Raw genomic sequence first — 21,461 nt, forward strand, 5'->3', positions numbered from 1 at the left:
ACTACGCCCGCCTTTCGTTTATCAGCATTCTCGACACGGCCTCGACATCGGTTCGGCTCGAAAGGTCGAGAACGCCCTCATCCGACCGTACCGCAGCAATTTTGACCTGCATTTGGTCGATCATAAACTGGACCGCCGCGACTATCTCAAGCTCGCCTCGCACGGACGGTGCGATCGATCGGCAAGCGTCGAATATCTCAGTTGGGAAAAGCCAAGCGTTCATCGAAACGGCGGACGAGGCGTCGACCACCTCGGGCTTTTCGACGATACTCCGCAAGAATCCGTGGCCGTCGATCTCAACAGTCGCAAAATTTGCGATCCGATCGGCGGTGATATTGCTCTGCTCGATCAGAGCCTCGCGGTGAAACGCGAGCATCGCCGGTTGGTCTGCCTCGCGCAATCGCCTAAGGCTCTCGAACGGATACAGATTGTCCGAATTGACGACCAAAAACAGCCCGTCACCGACCCAAATTTCAGCCGCAAGCACCGCGTCGGCAGTGCCGAGAGCCTCATTCTGGACCGCAAACTCGATCTCCAGCCCACGTTTGTGACAAAAATCGCGGATCGCTCCGTGCTCAGGCCCGATGACCAGGCAAATCTCGCAAAATCCCGCGGATTCGAGATTTTCGACGATCATTTCCAGCAGAGTTTTGCCGCCGGCGACGGGGATCAGAGCCTTGATGCCCACGTCAGCAAAACGCTCTTGATCGGCGGTCAATCCCGCCCCGTTATCGGCACGCATCCGCGTCCCAAGTCCGCGGGCGAGGATCACTGCTTTTGTCGTTAATGTTGTCACGTCGTTCACGAGCGATCTGCAAAGCCAAACCAGATTATCGTACGTCATTAGATACGTGCGTTCAACGCCTAATATTGCTCGCCGCATCACAATTATTGAAACTTTCAGTCGCTGCCGGTAGTACAATTATCTTTACGATCCAAAAAAACAATATGAATTCCTTAAGACGCTGCGTTCCGTTTGCTATCTTTCTCGCTTTGGTTATCGGTGTACAGTCAGGCTTTGCTCAAAAGGGTAAGCTGGATGTCACCTACACCGTCGCATTGACCGATGTCTCGAGCCAACTTTTTCACGTGACGACCGATATCAAGAATATCGATCAGCCGCGGCTCGATCTCGCTCTGCCGACGTGGTCGCCGGGTTGGTACACGGTCGAGAACTACTTTAGGAACGTTTTGCGATTTAAGATAACGGACGCCAACGGCAAGGTCCTGCCGCTGCGGATGTCGCGCAAACAGACCTGGAACGTCGATACCAAAGGGATCAAGCAGATCCGCGTCGAATACGATTACAGCGCAACGGTTCTGAGCCTCAATCAGGCCAAGATCTCTAAAGATTTTGCCTTTTTTACCGGTATTGAACTCTTTCTCGAGCCGATCGGCCACCGATGGGAGTCGAGTACGCTCAAGTTTCAGTTGCCCGCCGGATGGAAGCTGATGTCCCCGCTAAAGGACACCGCCGATCCGATGACCTTTATCGCGTCCGACTATGACGCACTCGTCGATGCCCCGGCCCTGATGGGTAAATTTGACGTCACTCAGTTTGAGGTCGAGGGCAAGCCGCACTATTTCGCGGCGGCACCGGCGGGCGTCTTCAACGCCGAAAAATCAAAGAAGTTCACTGAGATCCTGGCCTCCAGCATTAAGGCATCGAGTGCGATCTTTGGCGGTCTGCCGTACGAAAAGTACGTAGCCTATTATTTCTTTATGCCCGCCGAGTCCAATGCCAGCGGAGCGCTCGAGCATCTCAATTCATACGTCGCGTTTTCGCCCGGCGGCGAACGCTCGACGCCCGAAGGCATCATCGGCACCGGCGCTCACGAATTCTTTCACCTTTGGAACGTCAAGCGAATGCGTCCGGCCGAGATGTGGCCCTACGACTACTCGCGCGAAAATGAAACGCCCCTGCTCTGGGTTTCCGAAGGCTTTACCAACTATTACGGTGTTGTCGCAACTTATCGCGGCGGCGTGACATCAAGGGAAAATTTCATCAGCCGCGCCGCGGATGCCGCTGCCGGTGTCGAAAACACCGAGGCGCGTAAGTACATCTCGCCTGCCAATTCGTCGGTTTCGACCTGGGCCGGTTACGACACGCCGGTCGCATTCGGCATCTCGTATTATACTCAGGGCCAGAATCTCGCCGGTCTGCTCGATCTGTCGATACTGAACGATACCGACGGCAAATATCGCCTCGACGACGTTATGCGAGCTCTCTACAACGAGCATTATAAAAAGGGCAAGGGCTATACGACCGACGATATGATCGCGATCGTCAACCGTTTGACCAAAAAGGACTATCGCGGATTTTATGATCAATACGTTTTCGGGACCGACGTGCCCGATTATGACCGTATTTTCGGCTACGCGGGATTTAAGTTAGTACGCACCGCTCAGGCGTCGGCGGATCTGGGCTTTAATGTCAGGCCGCGAAACGGCGGTTTTGCCGTTAATGGGGTCGAGCCTAATGGCCCTGCCGAAAAGGCCAAGCTCAAGGTCGGCGATGTCATTACAAAGATCAACGGCGGTTCGCCGTTCGAGGCTCCATTCGGCACAATGGCCGGTAAGGAGATCACGCTGACCGTCGAACGCGGAGGTGTCGCAAGCGAGATGCCAATGCTGGTCGGCTCGCGCAGTTACACCGCCTACAGCCTCGTTGAGAACGCCGACGCAACGCCCCAGCAGATCAAGATCCGCGAAGCGTGGCTCAAACGATAGGCGATACTTAATTGATATGAGCGATATAGGACGATCGAGACGCGAGTTTATAAAGGCCGGGACGGCCGGAGTGGCGGCATACGCTCTGTTTCGCGACGCCGTGGTGGTGTCGGCGGCCGAAGATCCGTTTCCGGAACTCGTCGAGGCGACCATCAGCGACCTTCAGGCTTGGATGAAATCCGGCAAGCTCACGTCGCGTCGGCTCGTGGAGATGTATCTCGAACGCATCAAGCAGATCGATCCGAAGACGCGCGCCGTGCTCGAACTAAATCCGGATGCTCTCGCGATCGCCGATGCTCTCGATAAGGAACGTCGAATAGGCAAAACGCGATCGATGATGCACGGCATCCCGATCCTTATCAAGGACAATATCGACACGTCTGACAAAATGATGACGACCGCCGGTTCGCTCGCTCTGGTCGGCGCCCCGACGCCTAAACAGGATGCATTTGTCGTGAGGCGTTTGCGTAAGGCCGGTGCGGTGATAATCGGCAAGACCAACCTGAGCGAGTGGGCCAATTTTCGTGGAAACCGTTCGATCAGTGGTTGGTCAGGCCGCGGACTGCAGACCAATAATCCGTATTTTCTTGATCAAAATCCGTGCGGATCGAGCTCCGGCTCCGGCGTATCGGTGTCGGCTAACCTCGCAGCGGCGGCGGTCGGCACCGAGACCAACGGTTCGATCATCTGCCCGGCAAATACCAATGGCATCGTCGGCATCAAGCCCACACTCGGCCTTATTTCCCGTAGCGGCATTATCCCCATCGCTCACACCCAAGACACTGCCGGCCCGATGGCACGCACCGTATCAGACGCGGCGATCCTGCTCGGAGCGATGGTCGGACGCGACAAAGATGATTCGATCACTGCCGATGCGGACAATCGTGCCCAAAAGGATTACACAAAGTTTCTCGACACCGGCGGCGTCAAAGGCGCTCGGCTCGGCATCGTTATGCAGTTTACGACAAGGCCGGAATTTAAGGCATTTTACCAACCGTTCTTAGACAAGCTTCGCGACGGCGGAGCGACGCTTGTCGATGTCACCTTTACGCCCGATTACAGCAAGGTCGGCGACGACCGACTCAACGTGCTTTTGTACGAATTTAAGGCTGATCTGAACAAGTATCTCGCCGCTCGCGGTGCCAAATACACGTCGCTCGCGGATCTGATCAAGTTTAATGACGACAATAAGGAAGCCGAGCTGAAACTCTTCGACCAGGAACTTTTCGTCCAGTCGCAGGCAAAGGGCGACCTCAACGACAAGGCTTACATAGACTCGCTGACCAAGGTAAAACGCGCCGCTCGCGAGGATGGCGTCGATGCCGTTATGGCCAAGGAGAATCTCGACGCTCTCGTCGCCCCGACCGGCGGTGCGACTTGGGCGATCGCCGCGACGGCAGGATATCCGTACATCACTGTTCCGATCGGGCTGCGTGAAAATACAGCGGTCGGTATGGCGTTTTTCGGCAAGGCATTTTCCGAACCGTCACTGATCAAATACGCATACGCCTTCGAACAAATGACAAAGGGGCGTGTCACACCGAAGTTCATCGCTCAGAAGCCTTTGCCGGTCGCGAAATGAATTAGCTTGCTTATTATTGCAAAAAGGTGTAGTCTCTTAGTTTGACAACTCCGTATCTCTTTCATCGACGGTAGATGCCCTGCTATGTTGCAGTGCTTTGGATAGTTCGAGAAACGGTTCTTTTATAACTGTTAGAAGCGGTTCCCCGAAAGGGTGAACCCTCGAACGTAGGTCCCTTCCTTGCAACCGTTACACTGAAGATCATTCCACGTTAGTAACTTCTTTTTACATCCTAGAGACTCTTTTTAGAGGCCCAACTTCTGTTGGTTATCCGTTTGCGTAAAGGCATTTTGCCAACCGCCGATGCGAGAACCTAAGGAAGCGAGGGTAAAAATGTAGGTCTTTAGTTGATCTGAGATTTTTTGTTCACAAATGACATTTAAAGATTTAGGCTTGCTGCCGGTTTTCACCGACAAATGCGAGCAAATGGGTTATACCGAACCGACTCCGGTTCAGAAACAGGCTATTCCTGTAGTGCTGCAAGGCGGCGACATTCTCGCTAGTGCTGAGACCGGCACCGGCAAAACGGCGGCATTTCTGCTGCCTATACTGCAGATGCTTGGCGACAACAAGGGCAAGCCCGGAACTCGGGTTTTGGTCCTGTCGCCGACACGCGAACTGGCCAATCAGACCGAGGCCGCTTGCCGCGAGTTTGCCCCCAAGGGCATCTCGTGTACAGCGATCATCGGCGGCGCAGGTTACAAGCGTCAGATGGACTCGCTTCGCCGCGGTGCCAATATCATCATCGCAACGCCCGGCCGTCTGATCGATTTTATGGATCAGGGCCTTATTAATTTCAACAACCTGACGCATCTCGTCCTGGACGAGGCAGATCGTATGCTCGATATGGGCTTTTTGCCCTCGATCAAGCGTATTTCCAAGGTCATTCCGGCCAAGCGTCAGACATTATTCTTTTCGGCGACGATGTCGGCCGAGATCGAGCATATCGCTTACGCGATGCTCAAGGATCCGACCTACATCGAGGTCAGCCCCCGCGGCAAGGCTTCGGGCCTGATCGAACAGACGGCGTATCCGGTTGCGCAGCAGTCGAAGATGCCCTTGCTGCTCGACCTGCTCGACCGCGAAGATTTTGACCGCGTTCTCGTCTTTACCCGCACCAAACGCGGCGCTGACCGCGTCGCCCACGTGCTCGAAAAGCGTGAGCACAAATCGAATCGCATCCACGGCGACCGTTCACAGTCGCAACGTGAAGCAGCCCTTCGGAGCTTCAAGTCGGGCCACACTAATGTGTTGGTCGCGACCGACGTTGCCGCTCGCGGCATCGATATCGATTCGATCTCACACGTTATCAATTACGATATCCCTGAGGCACCCGAGGATTACGTTCACCGCATCGGCCGTACGGGCCGTGCCGGCAACAAGGGTACGGCGATCACGCTCTTTACACTCGCCGAAGAACATTCGATGCGTGCTATCGAGCGTCTGACCGGTGAGAGGGTCGAGCGCGTCGTGCTTCCGGATTTCGGCGGTCACCATATGCCCGCGTCAGTCGCGGCAAAAAAAGCGGGTTCGCCCGCTCGTAAGACTTTCCGCTCATTCGGCGGACGTCGCGGACGTTAGTCCGTATTAGATCGCACGCCGTATATTTTGGGCGTGCTGGAGGTTAGGTATAAAATTATGATCAAAACTACGGCTTATGCCATCGGAGATTCGCTCGAGATGATGTGTTCGGCTTGTGATCTGGAACAAAACCACAAGGTTGTGACCGTGACCAAGCAGGGGAAGGTAACTAAGGCTTCGTGCGAAGCCTGTGAGACCGTCAGCACGTTTACCCGCGGCGTTAAAACCTCGGTCAATATGGGCACCGGCAAAAATGCCTCGCCCTATGATCGCGGCCGCAAGTACCGTAAAGGACAAGCGATGACTCACGACAAATTCGGCCGCGGCGAGGTCACCGCTGTTATTGAACCGCAAAAGATCGACGTGCTCTTCGGCGACCAAACCCGCCGTCTGATCCACTCGCAGTCCTAGTGTAACTGCCGTCCGCTCCGGCGCTCGGCACAGCTACGACATATACAAAAGGCTATCCTGACGACCCCGGTCGTCGGATAGCCTTTTGCTTGCTTACAGTTTCAGCCGTTCGTATTGGGCAAAGAGCTTTGTGATCTCAGCGTTGATCACCTGCCTGGCCGCCGGCGATGTCTCAGCGTCACGCCGCTTAACCAGAGCCTCGATCTGCTCCGCCAAGATCTCGGCCTTAGTCTCCGGCTTCTTACTCTTCGGCACCTGATATTTGTTTTCCATAGGTCGAATTTACTACATCTGGCCCGCGGTTTTCTGACAATTCGACTCTTAACCGTCGGTCTTTGGCACCTTGATCATCACAAGCAGCATTTTGAATCGGCTGATCGCATCCACCGCGTGCGGGACGTTGGCCGGCAACACGATCGTTTCGCCGCCGGTCAGTCTATGCTTCTCACCCGCAAGCGTGATGTCCGCGTCGCCCTCGATCACGTTTACAAACGCATCAAACGGCGCCTTGTGCTCGCTCAACCCCTCGCCCGCATCAAACGCAAACAATGTGATCGTCCCACCGGCGTTCTTAAGCATCACCCGACTGATCACAGACTTATCCTGATACGCCAAAGCCTCACCGAGACTCACCACAGTTGACCCGTCTTCACTCTTCGCATTCATATCTTCCATCCTCCCATCGAAATTACACAGTCGTAGCCCTAATAATATTTAATTCACTCAATAGAGCGACTCGACCACTACCATTATATTACTCGTCCGCGCGAAACCGAGCACTCACATGCTCGTGCTCAGGCTTAAACGTGGAAAAGTTGACCTAGTTGCTGTTTACAGTAAATAGTGTTAGTCTTGTAGAGTACGAATTATTCGAGTCTATTTTAGGAGAATTTTGAAATTATGAAAATGATGATTAGCGGAAGTCGGACGATCGATAGTTATGAGTTGCTTGATACGGCTGTCACTGAAAGCGGTTGGGAACCTACGGAGATACTCTCGGGCGGTGCATCAGGCGTTGATACTTTGGCCGAACAATATGCCGAACAGCACGGTTTACCCGTTACAGTTTTCCGGCCGAATTGGGCCCTCCATAAACGGGGTGCCGGCCATCGGCGCAACGAGGAAATGGTAATAGCCTGTGACGTACTGGTCGCGTTATGGGATGGCAACAGCCGTGGCACCGCCCAGGCCGTCGAGTTCGCCCGCAGACAAGGTAAGGATGTCTACGTTAAGGTCGCAAGACCATAATTACCGGTAGGGGCGAAACACTTCCGTGTCGGTAACCGATCGGTAAGTAGCGAAGTCGACCGTAAAGGGCCTACTTTGGCACTAAACTTTTAAGGAATTCGACCGTTTGCGCCTGGCGTGCCGTAAGTGCATAGAAGTCATATATTCGTGCCAGTGTTGATACTGCAGACCACCAAACAACCATTTTGGGGTTAACCAGAAAGACGTTCTCAAATACGTCGTTATCGTTGGATGAAAAGGAGTCAGACTTCCTAAAGAGTGCAAATTTGCTTTCTCTGGTCGGCTTATTATCGAGCTCCGCCATTAGGTTGTAATCAACATTTCTGGGATCGTGGGCCAACATATTTCTAAGCTCTGATAGATAGCGGATAAATCCCCTGTGAGCCCTTGCCTGCTCGCCATCCCCCAACATCCCCAACGAATTTGCGAACGCTACCTTTCCGCAATGCGAGTCGCTCATTGGGATAGCACTCATTATGTCTAACAGTTCCGGTCTTACGAGATTCGCGCAGATCCGGTCGGAGAAGGCAGCCTCCAAGAGAGCGTGGATCTTGATTATGAATGCCCAATCGCTCTCGCCTCGTACGCTCCTAAAGAACCCTTCAGCAAGTCCAAGCCGATTCTCAATCTGGCTTAGTTCATCATAAAACGAATTTTCTAATAACAGCATCCTAATCCTCCGGTGTAGATATCACTAACTTCTGATCCGTGAAAAAATCAACCATTAGCTCGACACGGTTCAAAGATCGGCCTTATACCTAAGAACTTTTTCGATCACCCGAAGTAACGAATTCAATTCTCGCTCTGTGCCGGGTAGTTCACACGCGTCCGAAAGATGCAGTTCGATGCCGGGCCGGATCAAGCTGCGTGTCCACGCTTCGGGTCCGGCCAGGTTTCGCGACTTCCCGGGATGAGTCCGGTGTTCCGCTGACCTTTGGTCTGGCTTCGGCGTCGGGGCGCTCATCAGGAGTCGGGATAAGTATGCGCTTGCGTCGTTCTCTTCACTCATTTCGGGTGCCTGACCCGCAAGGTAGTCCTCACGCAATTTAGGGTCGGACATTACCATTACCTCTTCGCCCTCGCCTTTTCCGGATGACTCTATAAAAGTTTCGAGCTCGGTCCTATCGGTAAACACTTTGACCCGCTCCCGCAACAGTTTCTCCAGATCGTCGATCTCTCTTCCGGCGAGCAAACTCTTTATGACGCTTATCGGCAACCCTTCGGACTGCAGTTTCTTGATCACGAGCAGCGTGATCAGATGCCTGTAATTAAACAGCGACGCCGGGCCGCGCTTTTCCGTCGGTGTGGGCAGCAAACCTTCTGAAAGATAAAACCGGATCGTTCGCTCGTTTGGGTAGTCCGACACAGTTCCCTTGGGTTGCTCCCCCGGATTCATTTCCCTCAGAACTCGTTCTGCTGCCTCGGCAAGTCCTCTCACGCCTATATATTCGGTGCTTCGGTGATCTCGAAATGTGCCCTGCATAATATCACTCAATCGTACCACAAATCGCCATTATCTCTAACTAGTGTCGACACAAAAAAGGTCGCTTGACATTTTCGATTAACAAGATATGCTGTCGACAGGATATAATGTCATATCCCCGAAATTAAAACGTTTCGCAAATCGGCGTCGCATTGGTCGCCGAAAGGAGGCAAGAATATATGAAAAACGTAACACTGATACATCCGGCTGATCGGTCGACAGACGATTTGAAGCTGGTATACGCGGGGCTCGGACTTGAGCCAATTACTAATACGGCAAATGCCAATTTACTTGATGCGGTCGCTGAGTCAGAGAGAACTATTTGCCTTGGCCACGGAGTTCCGCAGGGTTTGATCGGCACTGGTATGAGGCTATGCGTAAACGAGACATTTGTCCCGTTGTTCAAAGACCAGCCGAATAATATATACATATGGTGTAACGCGGACCAATATGTTAAGGATCATAAGCTGAGCGCATTCTGTACAGGGATGTTCATCAGTGAACCGCAAGAAGCGTATGTGTTCGGGATTGGCGCAACGCCTGAACAGCTCACGTATAGCAATAGGCTATTTTCAAGGCTTGTGAATCAAGGCATTAAAACCGGGCTCAGCAATTGGCGACTGGCCGAGCACGTCTTGACGCACTATAACGATCCGACCAATTCCGCAATAGAATATAACCGACAGCGGATATTTGCTTTTGACGGTGGCTGTGTAACCTACGGCCACCTCGGCAGTACACCTGCGCCTAGGGCGGCGGCATACACGGCCGCATAGTTCACTTCACGGGAGCAGATATGAACTTGAGCTGCGGAGATCGACTGCCCGTTGTTGCCGATCTCCTCTTGCTCGACCCTCGAAGTTCATCAGTTCCAAATAGACTCTATAGCAGGATACTGTCGGCAGCAAACACTGTTGACAGTACCTTGCTAGAGTGCTATATTGAAAATTATCGGAATATTTGAGATTCACGACGCATTCGCTAATCAACGATCGACACGAAGACACGGAGGAAAAAATGAAAAACAAAACAATTATCGAGATCAAGACTATTAAGGAAAAATCAACTGCCGGCGAGGGCCAGACGATCGACGTGCTGGTACGCGTGGTTCCGCCGGAGAGGAACAATACCGAATCCAAGCGGCCCAAGCTAAACCTCTCGGTCGTGCTTGACCGCTCCGGTTCGATGGGCGGCGAAAAGATGCAATATGCAAGGGAGGCGGCCAAGTACTGCATTGATCAAATGCTCACGACTGACCGGCTTAGCACGGTCATTTTTGACCAGAGCGTTGACGTTTTGATCCCAAGCCAAGAGGTTCGAAACAAGGCGGCGATGAGATCCGAGATCGACCGGATCGAGGCTAGGGGTTCGACGGCACTTCACGAAGCGTGGGTGCGCGGGGGCTTGCAGGTGAGTGACCATCTCGATAACGACGCGATCAATCGGGTCCTGCTTATCACTGACGGTCAGGCGAACGTTGGTGAAACAAACGTCAATACGATCGTCCACCAAACTCGCGAACTCGGAAACCGGGGCATAAGTACCAGTACGATCGGGATCGGGCGCGACTTTAACGAGGATCTGCTGATGCCGATGGCTGAAGCCGGAAACGGCAACAGTTGGCACGTACAGGAACCGGATGATATGCAGCGTATCTTTGAGGTCGAGCTTAAGGGCCTGATCGCTCAGGTGGGACACAGCGTGACCTTTGGCATAAAGCCGAAAGAAGGTGTTCGCGTGGTTGAACTCCTTAACGATCTCGAGCGGGACCCGTCCGGTAGATATAAGCTGCCGAATCTACAGTCCGGTTCGCCGCTTGAGATCGTCGTCAGGTTGGCGGTTCCGACAACAGAAGCCGGGGCAACGTTGCATCTTGCCGACTTTGACCTTTCATATATCGGGCAGGATTCGAAACTGCCGGAGAAGTCCAAGGCTAAGTTTCAGGTGGAGTTTGCTGCCGCTGAAGTCGTTGACGCTCTGGAGGAAGATCCGTCAGTCGCTCAAGCGGTGCTTTTGTTAATTAACGCACGGGCACGCCGTGAAGTTGCCGAGCACATCGATCGCGGCGACCCGAGAAGCGCCAAATCGTCCCTTGCGGCGGCGATGGGCGCTACCGATCAAATGTTCTTGAGAGCTCCATCACCCGAACTTCGAAAGGAGTTGAACGATCTCGCCGGGATCGACGAGGCTCTCGATATTGATGATATGTTGGCCCGTAAGCTAGGATTGTACCAACGGTACAACCGTCGAACCGGTAAGGAGTAAGTACTTAAAATGGCAGGGCGGCCCGGTTGGTCGCTCTGCCGGGAGGACTATTTTATGAAATTTAATTTCGAAGAATTTGACGGACACATACTCGCAAATATCGACGACAACGTCTGCCTTATCGACACCGGTTCGCCAGTCACATTCGGCGCCGGATCGTTGCCGTCGATGGGGAACCCGACGATTATGGAAGGCCTACGTGGCAAGGGTGTTACGGAACTCGGAACTCTGCTCGGAAAGCCGTTTGACATCTTGATCGGCACCGACATTTTAGGGAAACACTCATTTCTGGTTGACTCGAACGCTAGGACGATCACTTTCGATGTGACCGATCGGATTGAAGGGGTCGAAGTCCGTTTGGAGAGTATTGGCGTACCAATACTATCGGGCCGCGTGGACGGGCAGGATGTGAGGCTCGCTCTCGATACGGGTGCAAAGGTCACTTTCCTAATGCCATCTCTGGTCGCCGGGGGCGAAGTCGTCGGACACTACGACGACTTTTATATCACCTGCGGAGCATTTACCTGCGGCAATTATCGGAAGGCAGTCGGTCTCGCCGATGTCACGCTGGATCTGATCGTTGGCGAATTGCCGCCCGATCTCGAAAACGGATTGGGGTCGATAGGCATCGACGGTATCTTAGGCAACGACATCTTTAATCACTATCCGAAGGTACTCTACGACCTTCCGAATGGCATTTTGACACTCGGTCGTTGATCACGGATAGGAGCATTACTCGCCCTTTATCTATTGTCTATTGTTGGCAAACTTCCAAACAGAAGAGGCCGCCCCAATTCGACGGGGCGGCCTTTTTAACTTCAGTTAGACTGCGAAAGTTGCGGTTTTATTTTCGCTTAATCAGCAGACCGAGGATCACGCCGACTGCGGCGGCGATCAGAATGGTTTGGCCGGGTTTCTGGCGGGCAAACTCTTTGGCGTCCTCGACGAACTCTTTCGGGTCCTTGTTCTGCAATTCCTTAAATTTATCGCCTGCCTTGGCAAACTTGTCCTCGGCAAAATCTCTTGCCTTGACGGCGGCGTCCTGGATCTTCTGGCCGTATTCTTGTGCCTGCATCTTGATATCTCCTAAAAATTCGTCATCCGTCACCTTTTCGCCCGTGTTGAGCGGTACCAGGCTCTGTTCCAATTCCTTTTCTGCTTTTTTAACTTCGGCTTCAAATTCAGACATTTTCGATCCTACCTCCAAAATAGCTTTATTAATATAACGCCCTGCGACACTCGTTTATGGTCGTTTGTCACAGCTTGCGACGATTCAGATGAACTCATCTGCTCATAAGTTGTAACGATTTTTTTCGTCCGTTTGTTCCGAATTTCGCCATCATACGGCTTTTATCAGAAAAAGAATTGACAAGCCTGAATCCAAAATGTAAATCTATTCGAAAAGTAAGTAAGCACTTACTTAGTATCTTAAAGGGACAGTTTTTTGATCAAAGACCTATTCACGTGTAATCACGCCGGCCGGATGACCGGCGACGCCCGTCGGGAGCAGATATTGCAGACGGCGGTCTCCCTCTTTGCCCAAAAGGGCTTTAAGGGCACGACGACCAAGGAGATCGCGACTGCTGCCGGTGTCTCGGAGGCGATGGTCTTTCGCCACTTTGCGTCAAAAGACGAGCTTTATGCCGCGATCCTGGACACAAAGGGTTGTCAGGACGGCGTCCATCGCTTCCCCTGGGAGGAGAATGAGGTTTTGCGTAAGGCGATCGAGGACAAGGACGACTTTGCCGTCTTTTACAATATCGCCTTTGACGCTCTTAACAAGCACGAAGCCGATATCGGCTTTATGCGTCTGCTATTTTATTCGGCACTTGAGGAACACAAGTTAGCCGAAATGTTTTTCAGCGGATATATTTCGAAGATCTATGGGTTTATCGGCGGATATGTGGCCGAACGCCAGGCCGACGGCGCATTTCGCGACCTCGATCCGCGAATGGCGGTGAGGAGTTTTCTGGGGATGCTGATCCACCATTCGCTTAACAATCTGCTCTGGGATAAAAACCGTATGATCATCGACATTACAAATCAGGAAGCGGCAACGAGCTTTGCCGAAATATTATTGAACGGGGTCAGAAAAGTCGATGCGTGATGCGCATCGATCGTATCAAATGATGAGAAGTCAAAAATACCTATTATTGTTCGGGCTCGTATCGGTTACTGCTGCATTGACGCTGAGCGGATGCGGATCAAAGGCCGCCAATACGAACTCCAACGCAAGCGCGCAACCCACGGTCGTTGACGTTACGACAACGCAAGCAACAGTTAAGCCGATCCCGACCTATTTCGAAGCTACCGGCAACCTGGCCGGCGATGCCTCGACCGATGTCGCACCGTCGGTCGGCGGTAAGATCACCGAGGTCAATTTTGACGTCGGCAGCTATGTCGAAAAGGGCAGCGTACTGGTCCGCCTGGATGACCGCGATGCCCGCCTCCGCCTCGAACAGGCTCAGGCTCAGGCCGAGCAGCAACGAAAGGCTGTCGATCAAGCAGTTGCCGCTCTTCGCCAGGCCCAAATACGGCTTAATGTTAAGGACGGCGAAGTTTTTAACATCGAGACCTTCTCGCAGGTAAAATCGACCAACGCCAATCTCATACTTGCCGAAAAGGAACTCGTACGGGCTCAGCGTTTGTTCGATACCGGCGACGTTTCGCGTTCGGTACTCGACCAACGCCGCGCGGCGCGTGACGCGATCCTCGGCCAACTCGACGAAGCGCGTTCAAACGCCGCGGTTGCAGTCAAGGCGATCAACTCTGCCGAGGCCACCGTCGCAACGGCAAGATCGGGAGTCGCTACGGCCCAGACACAGGTCGATCAGGCCCGCAAGGCACTCACCGACACTGCCATCTATGCACCGATCAGCGGTTACATCGCCGAGCGTGTGGCCGATCCGGGTGAGTTTATTTCGCCTAATACGCCAAATTCTAAGGTTGCGACGATCGTCCGAACATCGACGCTGAGACTGAAGATCGACGTGCCCGAGGCATCGATCGGCAAGGTCGCCATCGGCCAGGGCATCTCGCTCCAGACGAGCGCGTATCCGGACCGCAGCTTTGCCGGAACGGTTGTCAGAATGTTGCCCAATATCAATGCGACGGCCCGCACGCTCATCGTCGAAGCCGAGGTCGCGAACGGCGATGGATTGCTCAAGCCTGGACAGTTTGCCACCGTCCGGATCACGCAGTCCAAACCGGAAAATGCCGTTATGATACCTGCCTCGGCCGTGCGTACCGAGGGCGAGACCAATAGGGTATTTGTTATTAAGGACGGCGTCGCGCACGAGCATATCGTGCAGACCGGATTGCTCGAAAACGGTCTGATCCAGATCAAGACCGGTATCGCCGAGGGCGAAATTGTCGCCAACAGCAACATCAACACGCTCTATGACGGCGTCGCTGTAAGGCAGGCTAATTAGTTGTTTCACGAGGGGTAAAGCAGTATGCAGTGGCTGGCTGAGATTTGTGTAAAACGCCCGGTATTCGCGACGATGCTTATATTGTCGCTGGTCGTCGTCGGGGCATTCTCGTTCTTTAGTTTAGGCGTCGATCTGTATCCAAAGATCGATTTCCCGACCATCACGATCACGGTGGTCAATCCCGGCGCGTCGCCGCAGGAGATCGAAACCGAGATCACCGAAAAGGTCGAGGAGGCCGTCAATACCATCAGCGGTATCGACGAACTGCGCTCGACCTCGGTCGAGGGACTCTCGCAGGTGTTTGTTCAGTTCATACTCGAAAAGGACGTCAACGTGGCGGCCCAAGAGGTCGAAAACCGCGTCCAGACCGTGATCCCCAATTTGCCGGAAACCGCCAAGCAACCGGCGGTCCAAAAGCTCGACACTGATGCGGCGCCCGTTCTGCGTATTTCGGTTTCAGCTCCAAAATCGCTTCGCGAAGTGACGGAAGTGGCCCGAAAGCAGATCAAGGAACGCATCGAGTCGGTCAACGGCGTCGGCCAGATAACCATCATCGGCGGCCGCGAACGCCAGATCAATGTCTGGCTCGACCCCGACAAGATGCGTTCCTACACCGTCACTCCCGCCGAGGTCTCAGGCGCCCTCAGGATCCAAAACATCGAGTTTCCGAGCGGTCGCCTAGACGAAGGCCAGAAGGAAACCAGCGTCCGCACCGTCGGCAAGATCAAGACACCTGAGGAGTTTAATGAGGTCGTCGTCGCGACCCGCGGTAATTATCAGGTCAAGGTCAAGGACCTCGGCTATGTCGAGGACGGCGCCGAAGAAACGCGTTCCGAGGCTCGCCTTAACGGCGTCCCGGCGGTGACTCTGATCGTCTCGAAACAATCCGGGCAAAACACCGTCGCGGTGTCGCGCGAGATCAAGTCTCGCCTCGCCGAGATCGAAAAGACTCTGCCCGCCGGATTTCAACTGCGTGTGATCGGTGACAACTCGGTCTTCATCGAAAACTCGCTACACGCGATCGAAGAGCATCTCGTCGTTGGTTCGATCCTCGCGGCCATCGTTGTATTCCTTTTCCTTTGGAGTTTTAGATCAACGCTCATTGCCGGCCTCGCGATCCCGACTTCGATCATCGCCACTTTCGCTCTGGTGTATGGGATGGGCTATACGCTCAATTCCATAACGATGCTGTCGCTCACTCTAATGGTCGGTATCGTCATCGACGATGCGATCGTCGTGCTCGAAAATATCTATCGCTTCGTCGAGGAAAAAGGGATGAACCCATTTCAGGCGGCCATCGAAGGCACGCGTGAGATCGGTATGGCGGTCTTGGCGACGACACTCTCGCTAATGGCGGTATTTGTCCCGATCGGGTTTATGCAGGGCATCGTCGGGCGATTTATGTCGAGCTTTGGCCTGACCGCATCGTTTGCGGTGCTGGTGTCCTTGATCGTTTCTTTTACGCTCACGCCGATGCTCGCGGCACGCCTGATCAAGCGTAAGGCCGAGGAACCGGCGAAAGAGCAGGACGAGATCAGCGGTGACGGTATGCTCACGCCGAAAGCGGCGTCGGACAGTCATTATACCGGTTGGTTTCGCGTCGTGGACAAAGTTTACACGTCGATGCTCAGATTCTCGATGGGGCATCGTTGGGCTATCGTCGTCCTCTGTATTTTGGTTTTTCTCAGCATCGTTCCGCTATTTATGTTCGTCGGTAAAAACTTTTTGCCGGTCGACGATCAATCACAGTTTGAGGTTACCGTCCGGGCACCTGAAGGGTCGAGCATCGGAGCGACGTCCCAGATCTTTGAGCGAATTGCCGCGGAGATCCGCAAGATGCCCGGCGTGACCGACACACTCGCCACGGTAGGCGGCGGCCAACAGCAGGTCGTTAATGCCGGCTCGATCTACGTTAAACTCACGGATATCAAGGAGCGTGCGAAGTCGCAGGAAGAGTTAATGGGCGATGCCCGCGAATTGCTAAAACAATTTCCCGGCGAGCTTCGCACAGGCGTCCAACCCGTACAGGCATTTTCCGGCGGCGGTTTCCGCAGTGCCAATGTCCAGTTTCTGATCGCCGGACCTGACCTCAAAAAGCTCGAGGAGTATTCGCAGAAGATCCAAGAAAAGATCAAGTCGATCCCGGACGCAGTGGACGTTGACTCGACGCTGGTCAGCGGCAAACCCGAACTTCAGCTTGAGATCGATCGTGACACGGCGGCCGACCTCGGCGTACGCGTCGGCGACATTTCGCAGGCACTCAATACCCTCGTCGCCGGCCAGGAGGCGACTACTTTCAACGCCGGAAACGACCAATACGAGGTGCGTGTGCGTGCTATCAACCCGTTTCGAACCAGCGTTGAGGGACTGCGGCGAATGATCGTGCCGTCATCCAAGGTCGGCGTGGTGACACTTGACCGCGTCGTCAAGACCTCCACGGGCACCGGTCCGAGCTCCGTCGACCGAACCAATCGACAGCGTCAGGTCACGCTTTTGGCAAATACTCGGCCCGGCGGTTCAGCGGCGAGCATCACTGCGGGGATCGACAGTTTCGTCAAGGAGATGAATCTGCCATCGACCTACCGCACAGGCTACGTCGGCCAGTCAAAGGAAATGGGTAAGGCCGGTTTCTACTTCCTGCTTGCTTTTGCCCTGTCATTCATCTTTATGTACATCGTTTTGGCGGCGCAGTTCGAGTCGTTCATCCATCCGGTGACGATCCTTCTGACGCTGCCGCTGTCGATACCATTCGGTATTTTCAGCCTTTTGGTGGTCGGGCAAACGGTGAATATCTTCTCGGGACTCGGCCTTTTGCTCCTATTCGGCGTCGTTAAGAAAAACGCAATTCTGCAGATCGACCATACAAATACGCTGCGTTCGCACGGAATGGGTCGTTACGATGCCATCATTCAGGCCAATCGTGATCGCTTGCGGCCGATCCTTATGACGACCATCGCATTGGTCGCCGGTATGATCCCGCTGGTCATTTCGACCGGCGCAGGTTCGGGTACAAACCGCTCGATCGGCGTTTTGGTGGTCGGCGGCCAGAGCCTCTGTTTGCTTTTGACGCTGCTGGCTGTCCCGGTCTTCTATTCGATCTTTGACGATCTGGCCGAAATGAAGATCTTCAAATCTGTTAATGGCTTTGCTACGCGGATGTTCGGCGGAGCCAAACGAAAATTATCAACTGCGACCAGTTCGCTTTTCGCGAAGCAGTAAATATATGAAACGGCACCTTTATATCATTTGGTTGGTAATGCTGTTAGCGTTCGGCACGGCCGCACGCGCGCAGCAGCCCACACCGACACCGACGCCGTCCGACACGCAGACTGTCGCACCGGAAAACCTGCAGGGCGTTCCTGCGATCGCACCTAACTACCGCTCGGACGACCGCAGCTTGCCCGATCTCGGCCGCGTCGGCGTCGATATGACACGGCAAAAATCGCTTACGCTGCGCGAGACCATCGAGCTTGCACTCAGCAATAACCGCGATATCGAGGTTTCGCGCAAGACGGCGCGAATGGCCGAGTTTGACCTGCAATCGACCCGAGGCTTTTTTCAACCGCGGCTGTCGGGACAGACCTATTACGACCACACGACGACGCCGAACGTCAGCATTTTCAGCAACAATCAAAAGGCGACTCAGGGCACGCTGCTCGGCAATGCCGCCCTGCAGGCTTTTGCTCCGCAGTACGGCACGATATTCACGGGTGCGTTCAATAATACGCGGGTGACGACCGACAATCCGATCTCGATCCTCAGTCCGCAATACAATTCGACGCTCTCGTTCGCCGTCACGCAACCGCTATTTCGCGGCCGCAAGATCGACGCCGCACGGCGGACCATCGAGATATTTAAGAAAAATCTGTCGCTCACCGACACGCAGTTTCGCCAGCGTTCGATCGAGATCGTCGCCGGTGCCGAAAAGGCGTATTGGGATCTCGCCTTTGCTCTGCGCAATCTGCAGGTCCAGCGTGACAGCGTCCGGGACGCCAAGTCACAGCTCGAACATAGTCGTCGTCTGGCCGAAGAGGGCCAGCTTGCACCGATCGACGTGGTCGCCTCAGAAACGCAGGTCGCCAATTTCGAACAAGCGGTCTATGACGCTCTGAATGTCGTCAATCTGACTGAGAATGCTCTCAAAAATCTCATTTCGGCTAACCGCAGCGACGTCATCTGGTCCGAGGCTCTGACGCCGGTCGATCCGGTCGAGCTCGACACTCCGCGCACCACATTGACCGAGGCAATGGATGCGGCGCTCAGCAATCGGCCTGAGCTTGAGCTCAATCGGGCCCAACGCGACATCAACGCGATCGATCAAAGGCTCTATCGCGATCAGCAAAAGCCGCAGATCGACTTTATCGCCAGCTACTCGTCCTCGGGTGTCGGCGGCACGCAAAATCCGGATTTCAGCCCGTCCTTTCCGACGCCCTGCACCACGGCGCCGACATCGCCTGCGTGTGCGCAGCAGCAGGCCAATCTGGCACTCTTGACCGGCAATCCACTCAGCGGCATTTTCGCCAATCGCTACCCGACGTTTCGCTTCGGCGTACAGTTCAATCTGCCGCTCTTTGGCGACAAAACGGCCGGGGCGTTGCTCGGCAAATCCAAGGTCGAAGCCGAGCGGATCGACACGCAGCGTGAGCAGATCGAGCAAGGCGTCCAGGTCGAAGTACGAAATGCTCTGCAAGCGATCCGCACGAACGAGGCTCGGCTCAGGGCCGCCGCGGTCGCCCGCGATAATTCGGCCAAGCAATACGATTCGGAACAGCGGAAGCTCGACGCCGGCCAGTCCGACATCTATAAGGTGCTCGAACGCCAGACCGCTCTCGCCGTCGCCCGCAGCAACGAACTCCGTGCCCGCACCGAGCTTAACAAGGCGATCGCCGAGCTCGAACGCGCGACCGGCAACTCGCTCAAGGCCAAGAATATCGAGCCGAAATAACACGATGAAGGCCGTCTATATCAATGATCCGTCGCCGAATGCCGCTGTCTCGCTGTGCGAGGTTGACGAGCCCGCATCGCCCTTGGCGTCGCAAGTTTTGGTGCGTGTGCGTGCCGCCGGGCTCAACCGAGCGGACCTTATGCAGGTAAAGGGACTTTATCCGCCGCCGCCCGGAGTTTCGCCAAATATTCCGGGTCTTGAGTTCGCGGGTGAGGTTACCGAGGTTGGTAGCGACGTCACACAATGGAGCGGCGGCGAACGTGTTTTCGGCATCACGGCCGGCGAGGCTCAAGTCGAGTATCTCATCACCGACGCCCTTCATCTCGCACGCATTCCCGACTCTCTGACCTTTATCGAAGCCGCCGCCGTGCCCGAGGCGTTTATCACCGCACAGGACGCCGTCATCACTCAGGCCGCACTTTCGGCGGGCGAGACGCTTCTGATTCACGCGGTCGGATCGGGCGTCGGCCTCGCCGCACTCCAGATCGCCAAGGCTATCGGAGCACGCGTGATCGGCACTTCGCGAACGGCCGCCAAACTTGCAAAATGCGACGAGTTTGGCATCGACGCGGGCATTGTCACCGCCGAACCGCTCTTTGCCGACGCCGTCGCTGAGGCAAACGGCGGCAGAGGCGCCGACGTCATTCTGGACCTCGTCGGCGGTGCGTACTTTTCCGAAAATATTAAGTGTCTTGCGGCAAAAGGCCGTCTGATGCTCGTCGGCCTGACCGCTGGCCGCAAGTCGGAGATCGACCTTGGGGTGGTCTTGCAAAAGCGTTTGACGCTCACCGGCACGGTGCTTCGCGGACGCAGTTTTGACGAAAAGGCGGCGGTGACTCGCAAGTTTGTCGATGAGATCGTGCCGCTATTAGGCTCGGGCCGACTCCGCCCGGTCATCGATCGCGTTTTCGCCGCCGCAGACGTGTCCGCCGCGTACGATCACCTCGCGTCTAACGAGAGTTTTGGAAAGGTTGTGTTGGAATTTTAGCTTCGGGCGATGCGGCGGGCGGCTTCGTCCGTAATTATGCAGAGTCCGCTCGCGCCCTGCGAAGTGAGTTCGTTCATCACGAAAACGGCCTGAGCATATGTAAGCCGCGATACTTCGACACGCTCAAATGAGACGACCGCCCACATCGGACGCGCGAGCTCACTCGATATCGTCATTTCCGCAGGCTCGCATACCGCCTTTGCTGCTTCGGGTTCCGCCACGGCGGCCTCCAAAGCGACCGGCGTTGCTACGGTTTCAGGCTCGTCGTTCTGCAGTTCGCGCTCAAATCGCTCCGCCACCGCGCACAGATCCTGCTCCAGCAGCGTCTGCATCTCAAATATTCTATCGACGGCCGCCGACTCTTGCCTTTTTCGAAGGAGTTCGACTCCCGACCGCATTTCCTGAATTCGCATAAGTACTCGCGTTTCCCGTACCTTAGCACACGCCGGACGGCAAAGTAAACGATTATGTTACAAACCGGCGCAAACACTCACAGCCGATCTGACCGCAAACGCTGCCCACATCAGCAACACCCGCAATAGCGTTCTGGCTCCGGTCACTTGTTCCCGATTTCCCATTCACTCTTCCCCATTCCCCATTCCCAATTCACGATTCCCAATTCCCCATTCCCAATTCCCAATTCACGATTCCCAATTCACCATTCACGATTCCCCATTCACCATTCACAATTCACCATTCACAATTCACCATTCACGATTCCCCATTCCCCATTCCCCATTCCCCATTCACCATTCACGATTCACGATTCACGATTCACGATTCACGATTCCCCATTC

General features: G+C 54.6%; 20 protein-coding genes. 13 read left to right on the forward strand and 7 right to left on the reverse strand.

Translation table 11 applies throughout. The features are described 5' to 3' along the window. Nucleotide 1: 1 nt before the first annotated feature. Nucleotides 2–844 carry a nucleotidyltransferase family protein gene (locus IPQ00_13300; protein ID MBL0241536.1) on the reverse strand — a complete coding sequence of 281 codons (843 nt, stop codon included), beginning with the start codon at nucleotides 842–844 and terminating at the stop codon, nucleotides 2–4. 104 nt (nucleotides 845–948) lie between these two features. Here IPQ00_13300 and IPQ00_13305 point away from each other — a divergent pair, with 104 nt between their 5' ends. The 4 genes from IPQ00_13305 (at nucleotide 949) to IPQ00_13320 (ending at nucleotide 6,304) form a co-directional block, all read left to right on the forward strand. Continuing rightward, nucleotides 949–2,730, forward strand: a complete 1,782-nt coding sequence (locus tag IPQ00_13305) for a M61 family metallopeptidase (protein ID MBL0241537.1) — start codon at nucleotides 949–951, stop codon at nucleotides 2,728–2,730. 16 nt (nucleotides 2,731–2,746) lie between these two features. Further along, nucleotides 2,747–4,312 carry an amidase gene (locus IPQ00_13310; GenBank protein MBL0241538.1) on the forward strand — a complete coding sequence of 522 codons (1,566 nt, stop codon included), beginning with the start codon at nucleotides 2,747–2,749 and terminating at the stop codon, nucleotides 4,310–4,312. Nucleotides 4,313–4,684: 372 nt separating this feature from the next. Next, nucleotides 4,685–5,893: a DEAD/DEAH box helicase gene (locus IPQ00_13315; protein MBL0241539.1), complete on the forward strand. Its 1,209-nt coding sequence runs from the start codon at nucleotides 4,685–4,687 to the stop codon at nucleotides 5,891–5,893. A 57-nt stretch (nucleotides 5,894–5,950) separates the two neighbouring features. Next, on the forward strand, nucleotides 5,951–6,304 hold the full coding sequence (locus IPQ00_13320) for a hypothetical protein (protein MBL0241540.1): 354 nt from the start codon (nucleotides 5,951–5,953) through the stop codon (nucleotides 6,302–6,304). A 93-nt stretch (nucleotides 6,305–6,397) separates the two neighbouring features. Here IPQ00_13320 and IPQ00_13325 read toward each other — a convergent pair whose 3' ends face one another. Together IPQ00_13325 and IPQ00_13330 are read right to left on the reverse strand one after the other, a co-directional pair. After that, nucleotides 6,398–6,577, reverse strand: coding sequence for a hypothetical protein (locus IPQ00_13325; protein MBL0241541.1), 180 nt, complete (start codon nucleotides 6,575–6,577; stop codon nucleotides 6,398–6,400). Nucleotides 6,578–6,625: 48 nt separating this feature from the next. Then, nucleotides 6,626–6,970, reverse strand: a complete 345-nt coding sequence (locus tag IPQ00_13330) for a cupin domain-containing protein (protein MBL0241542.1) — start codon at nucleotides 6,968–6,970, stop codon at nucleotides 6,626–6,628. Nucleotides 6,971–7,204: 234 nt separating this feature from the next. Between IPQ00_13330 and IPQ00_13335 the strand changes: the two genes are divergently transcribed. After that, nucleotides 7,205–7,552, forward strand: a complete 348-nt coding sequence (locus tag IPQ00_13335; protein MBL0241543.1) for a DUF2493 domain-containing protein — start codon at nucleotides 7,205–7,207, stop codon at nucleotides 7,550–7,552. A gap of 70 nt (nucleotides 7,553–7,622) precedes the next feature. Here IPQ00_13335 and IPQ00_13340 read toward each other — a convergent pair whose 3' ends face one another. Then, nucleotides 7,623–8,222 (reverse strand): hypothetical protein, encoded by a 600-nt coding sequence (locus tag IPQ00_13340; protein MBL0241544.1) that lies wholly within the window; start codon nucleotides 8,220–8,222, stop codon nucleotides 7,623–7,625. Nucleotides 8,223–8,291: 69 nt separating this feature from the next. Beyond that, a complete protein-coding gene (locus IPQ00_13345; protein ID MBL0241545.1) occupies nucleotides 8,292–9,035 on the reverse strand; it encodes a MerR family transcriptional regulator in 744 nt (247 codons plus the stop codon). Nucleotides 9,036–9,214: 179 nt separating this feature from the next. Between IPQ00_13345 and IPQ00_13350 the strand changes: the two genes are divergently transcribed. The 3 genes from IPQ00_13350 (at nucleotide 9,215) to IPQ00_13360 (ending at nucleotide 12,017) form a co-directional block, all read left to right on the forward strand. After that, nucleotides 9,215–9,811 carry a hypothetical protein gene (locus IPQ00_13350; GenBank protein ID MBL0241546.1) on the forward strand — a complete coding sequence of 199 codons (597 nt, stop codon included), beginning with the start codon at nucleotides 9,215–9,217 and terminating at the stop codon, nucleotides 9,809–9,811. 241 nt (nucleotides 9,812–10,052) lie between these two features. Further along, on the forward strand, nucleotides 10,053–11,300 hold the full coding sequence (locus IPQ00_13355) for a VWA domain-containing protein (protein ID MBL0241547.1): 1,248 nt from the start codon (nucleotides 10,053–10,055) through the stop codon (nucleotides 11,298–11,300). Between the two features lie 54 nt (nucleotides 11,301–11,354). Further along, entirely contained in the window at nucleotides 11,355–12,017 is a 663-nt protein-coding gene (locus IPQ00_13360) for a hypothetical protein (GenBank protein ID MBL0241548.1), read from the forward strand. A gap of 127 nt (nucleotides 12,018–12,144) precedes the next feature. Here IPQ00_13360 and IPQ00_13365 read toward each other — a convergent pair whose 3' ends face one another. After that, nucleotides 12,145–12,489, reverse strand: coding sequence for a DUF883 family protein (locus IPQ00_13365; GenBank protein ID MBL0241549.1), 345 nt, complete (start codon nucleotides 12,487–12,489; stop codon nucleotides 12,145–12,147). A gap of 255 nt (nucleotides 12,490–12,744) precedes the next feature. Between IPQ00_13365 and IPQ00_13370 the strand changes: the two genes are divergently transcribed. From IPQ00_13370 to IPQ00_13390, 5 genes are read left to right on the forward strand one after another with little or no spacing between them, the layout of a single operon-like run. After that, nucleotides 12,745–13,407, forward strand: a complete 663-nt coding sequence (locus tag IPQ00_13370; GenBank protein ID MBL0241550.1) for a TetR/AcrR family transcriptional regulator — start codon at nucleotides 12,745–12,747, stop codon at nucleotides 13,405–13,407. A 19-nt stretch (nucleotides 13,408–13,426) separates the two neighbouring features. Then, a complete protein-coding gene (locus IPQ00_13375; GenBank protein ID MBL0241551.1) occupies nucleotides 13,427–14,731 on the forward strand; it encodes an efflux RND transporter periplasmic adaptor subunit in 1,305 nt (434 codons plus the stop codon). A 24-nt stretch (nucleotides 14,732–14,755) separates the two neighbouring features. Then, nucleotides 14,756–17,950, forward strand: coding sequence for an efflux RND transporter permease subunit (locus IPQ00_13380; protein MBL0241552.1), 3,195 nt, complete (start codon nucleotides 14,756–14,758; stop codon nucleotides 17,948–17,950). A gap of 4 nt (nucleotides 17,951–17,954) precedes the next feature. Beyond that, a complete protein-coding gene (locus IPQ00_13385; protein ID MBL0241553.1) occupies nucleotides 17,955–19,676 on the forward strand; it encodes a TolC family protein in 1,722 nt (573 codons plus the stop codon). 4 nt (nucleotides 19,677–19,680) lie between these two features. After that, nucleotides 19,681–20,664, forward strand: a complete 984-nt coding sequence (locus IPQ00_13390; GenBank protein ID MBL0241554.1) for an NAD(P)H-quinone oxidoreductase — start codon at nucleotides 19,681–19,683, stop codon at nucleotides 20,662–20,664. Here the strand turns inward: IPQ00_13390 and IPQ00_13395 are convergent. Further along, a complete protein-coding gene (locus IPQ00_13395) occupies nucleotides 20,661–21,077 on the reverse strand; it encodes a hypothetical protein (protein ID MBL0241555.1) in 417 nt (138 codons plus the stop codon). The genes IPQ00_13390 and IPQ00_13395 overlap by 4 nt on opposite strands. Nucleotides 21,078–21,461: the final 384 nt, after the last annotated feature.

The organism is Chloracidobacterium sp. (assembly GCA_016720705.1).
Lineage (GTDB): Bacteria > Acidobacteriota > Blastocatellia > Pyrinomonadales > Pyrinomonadaceae > OLB17.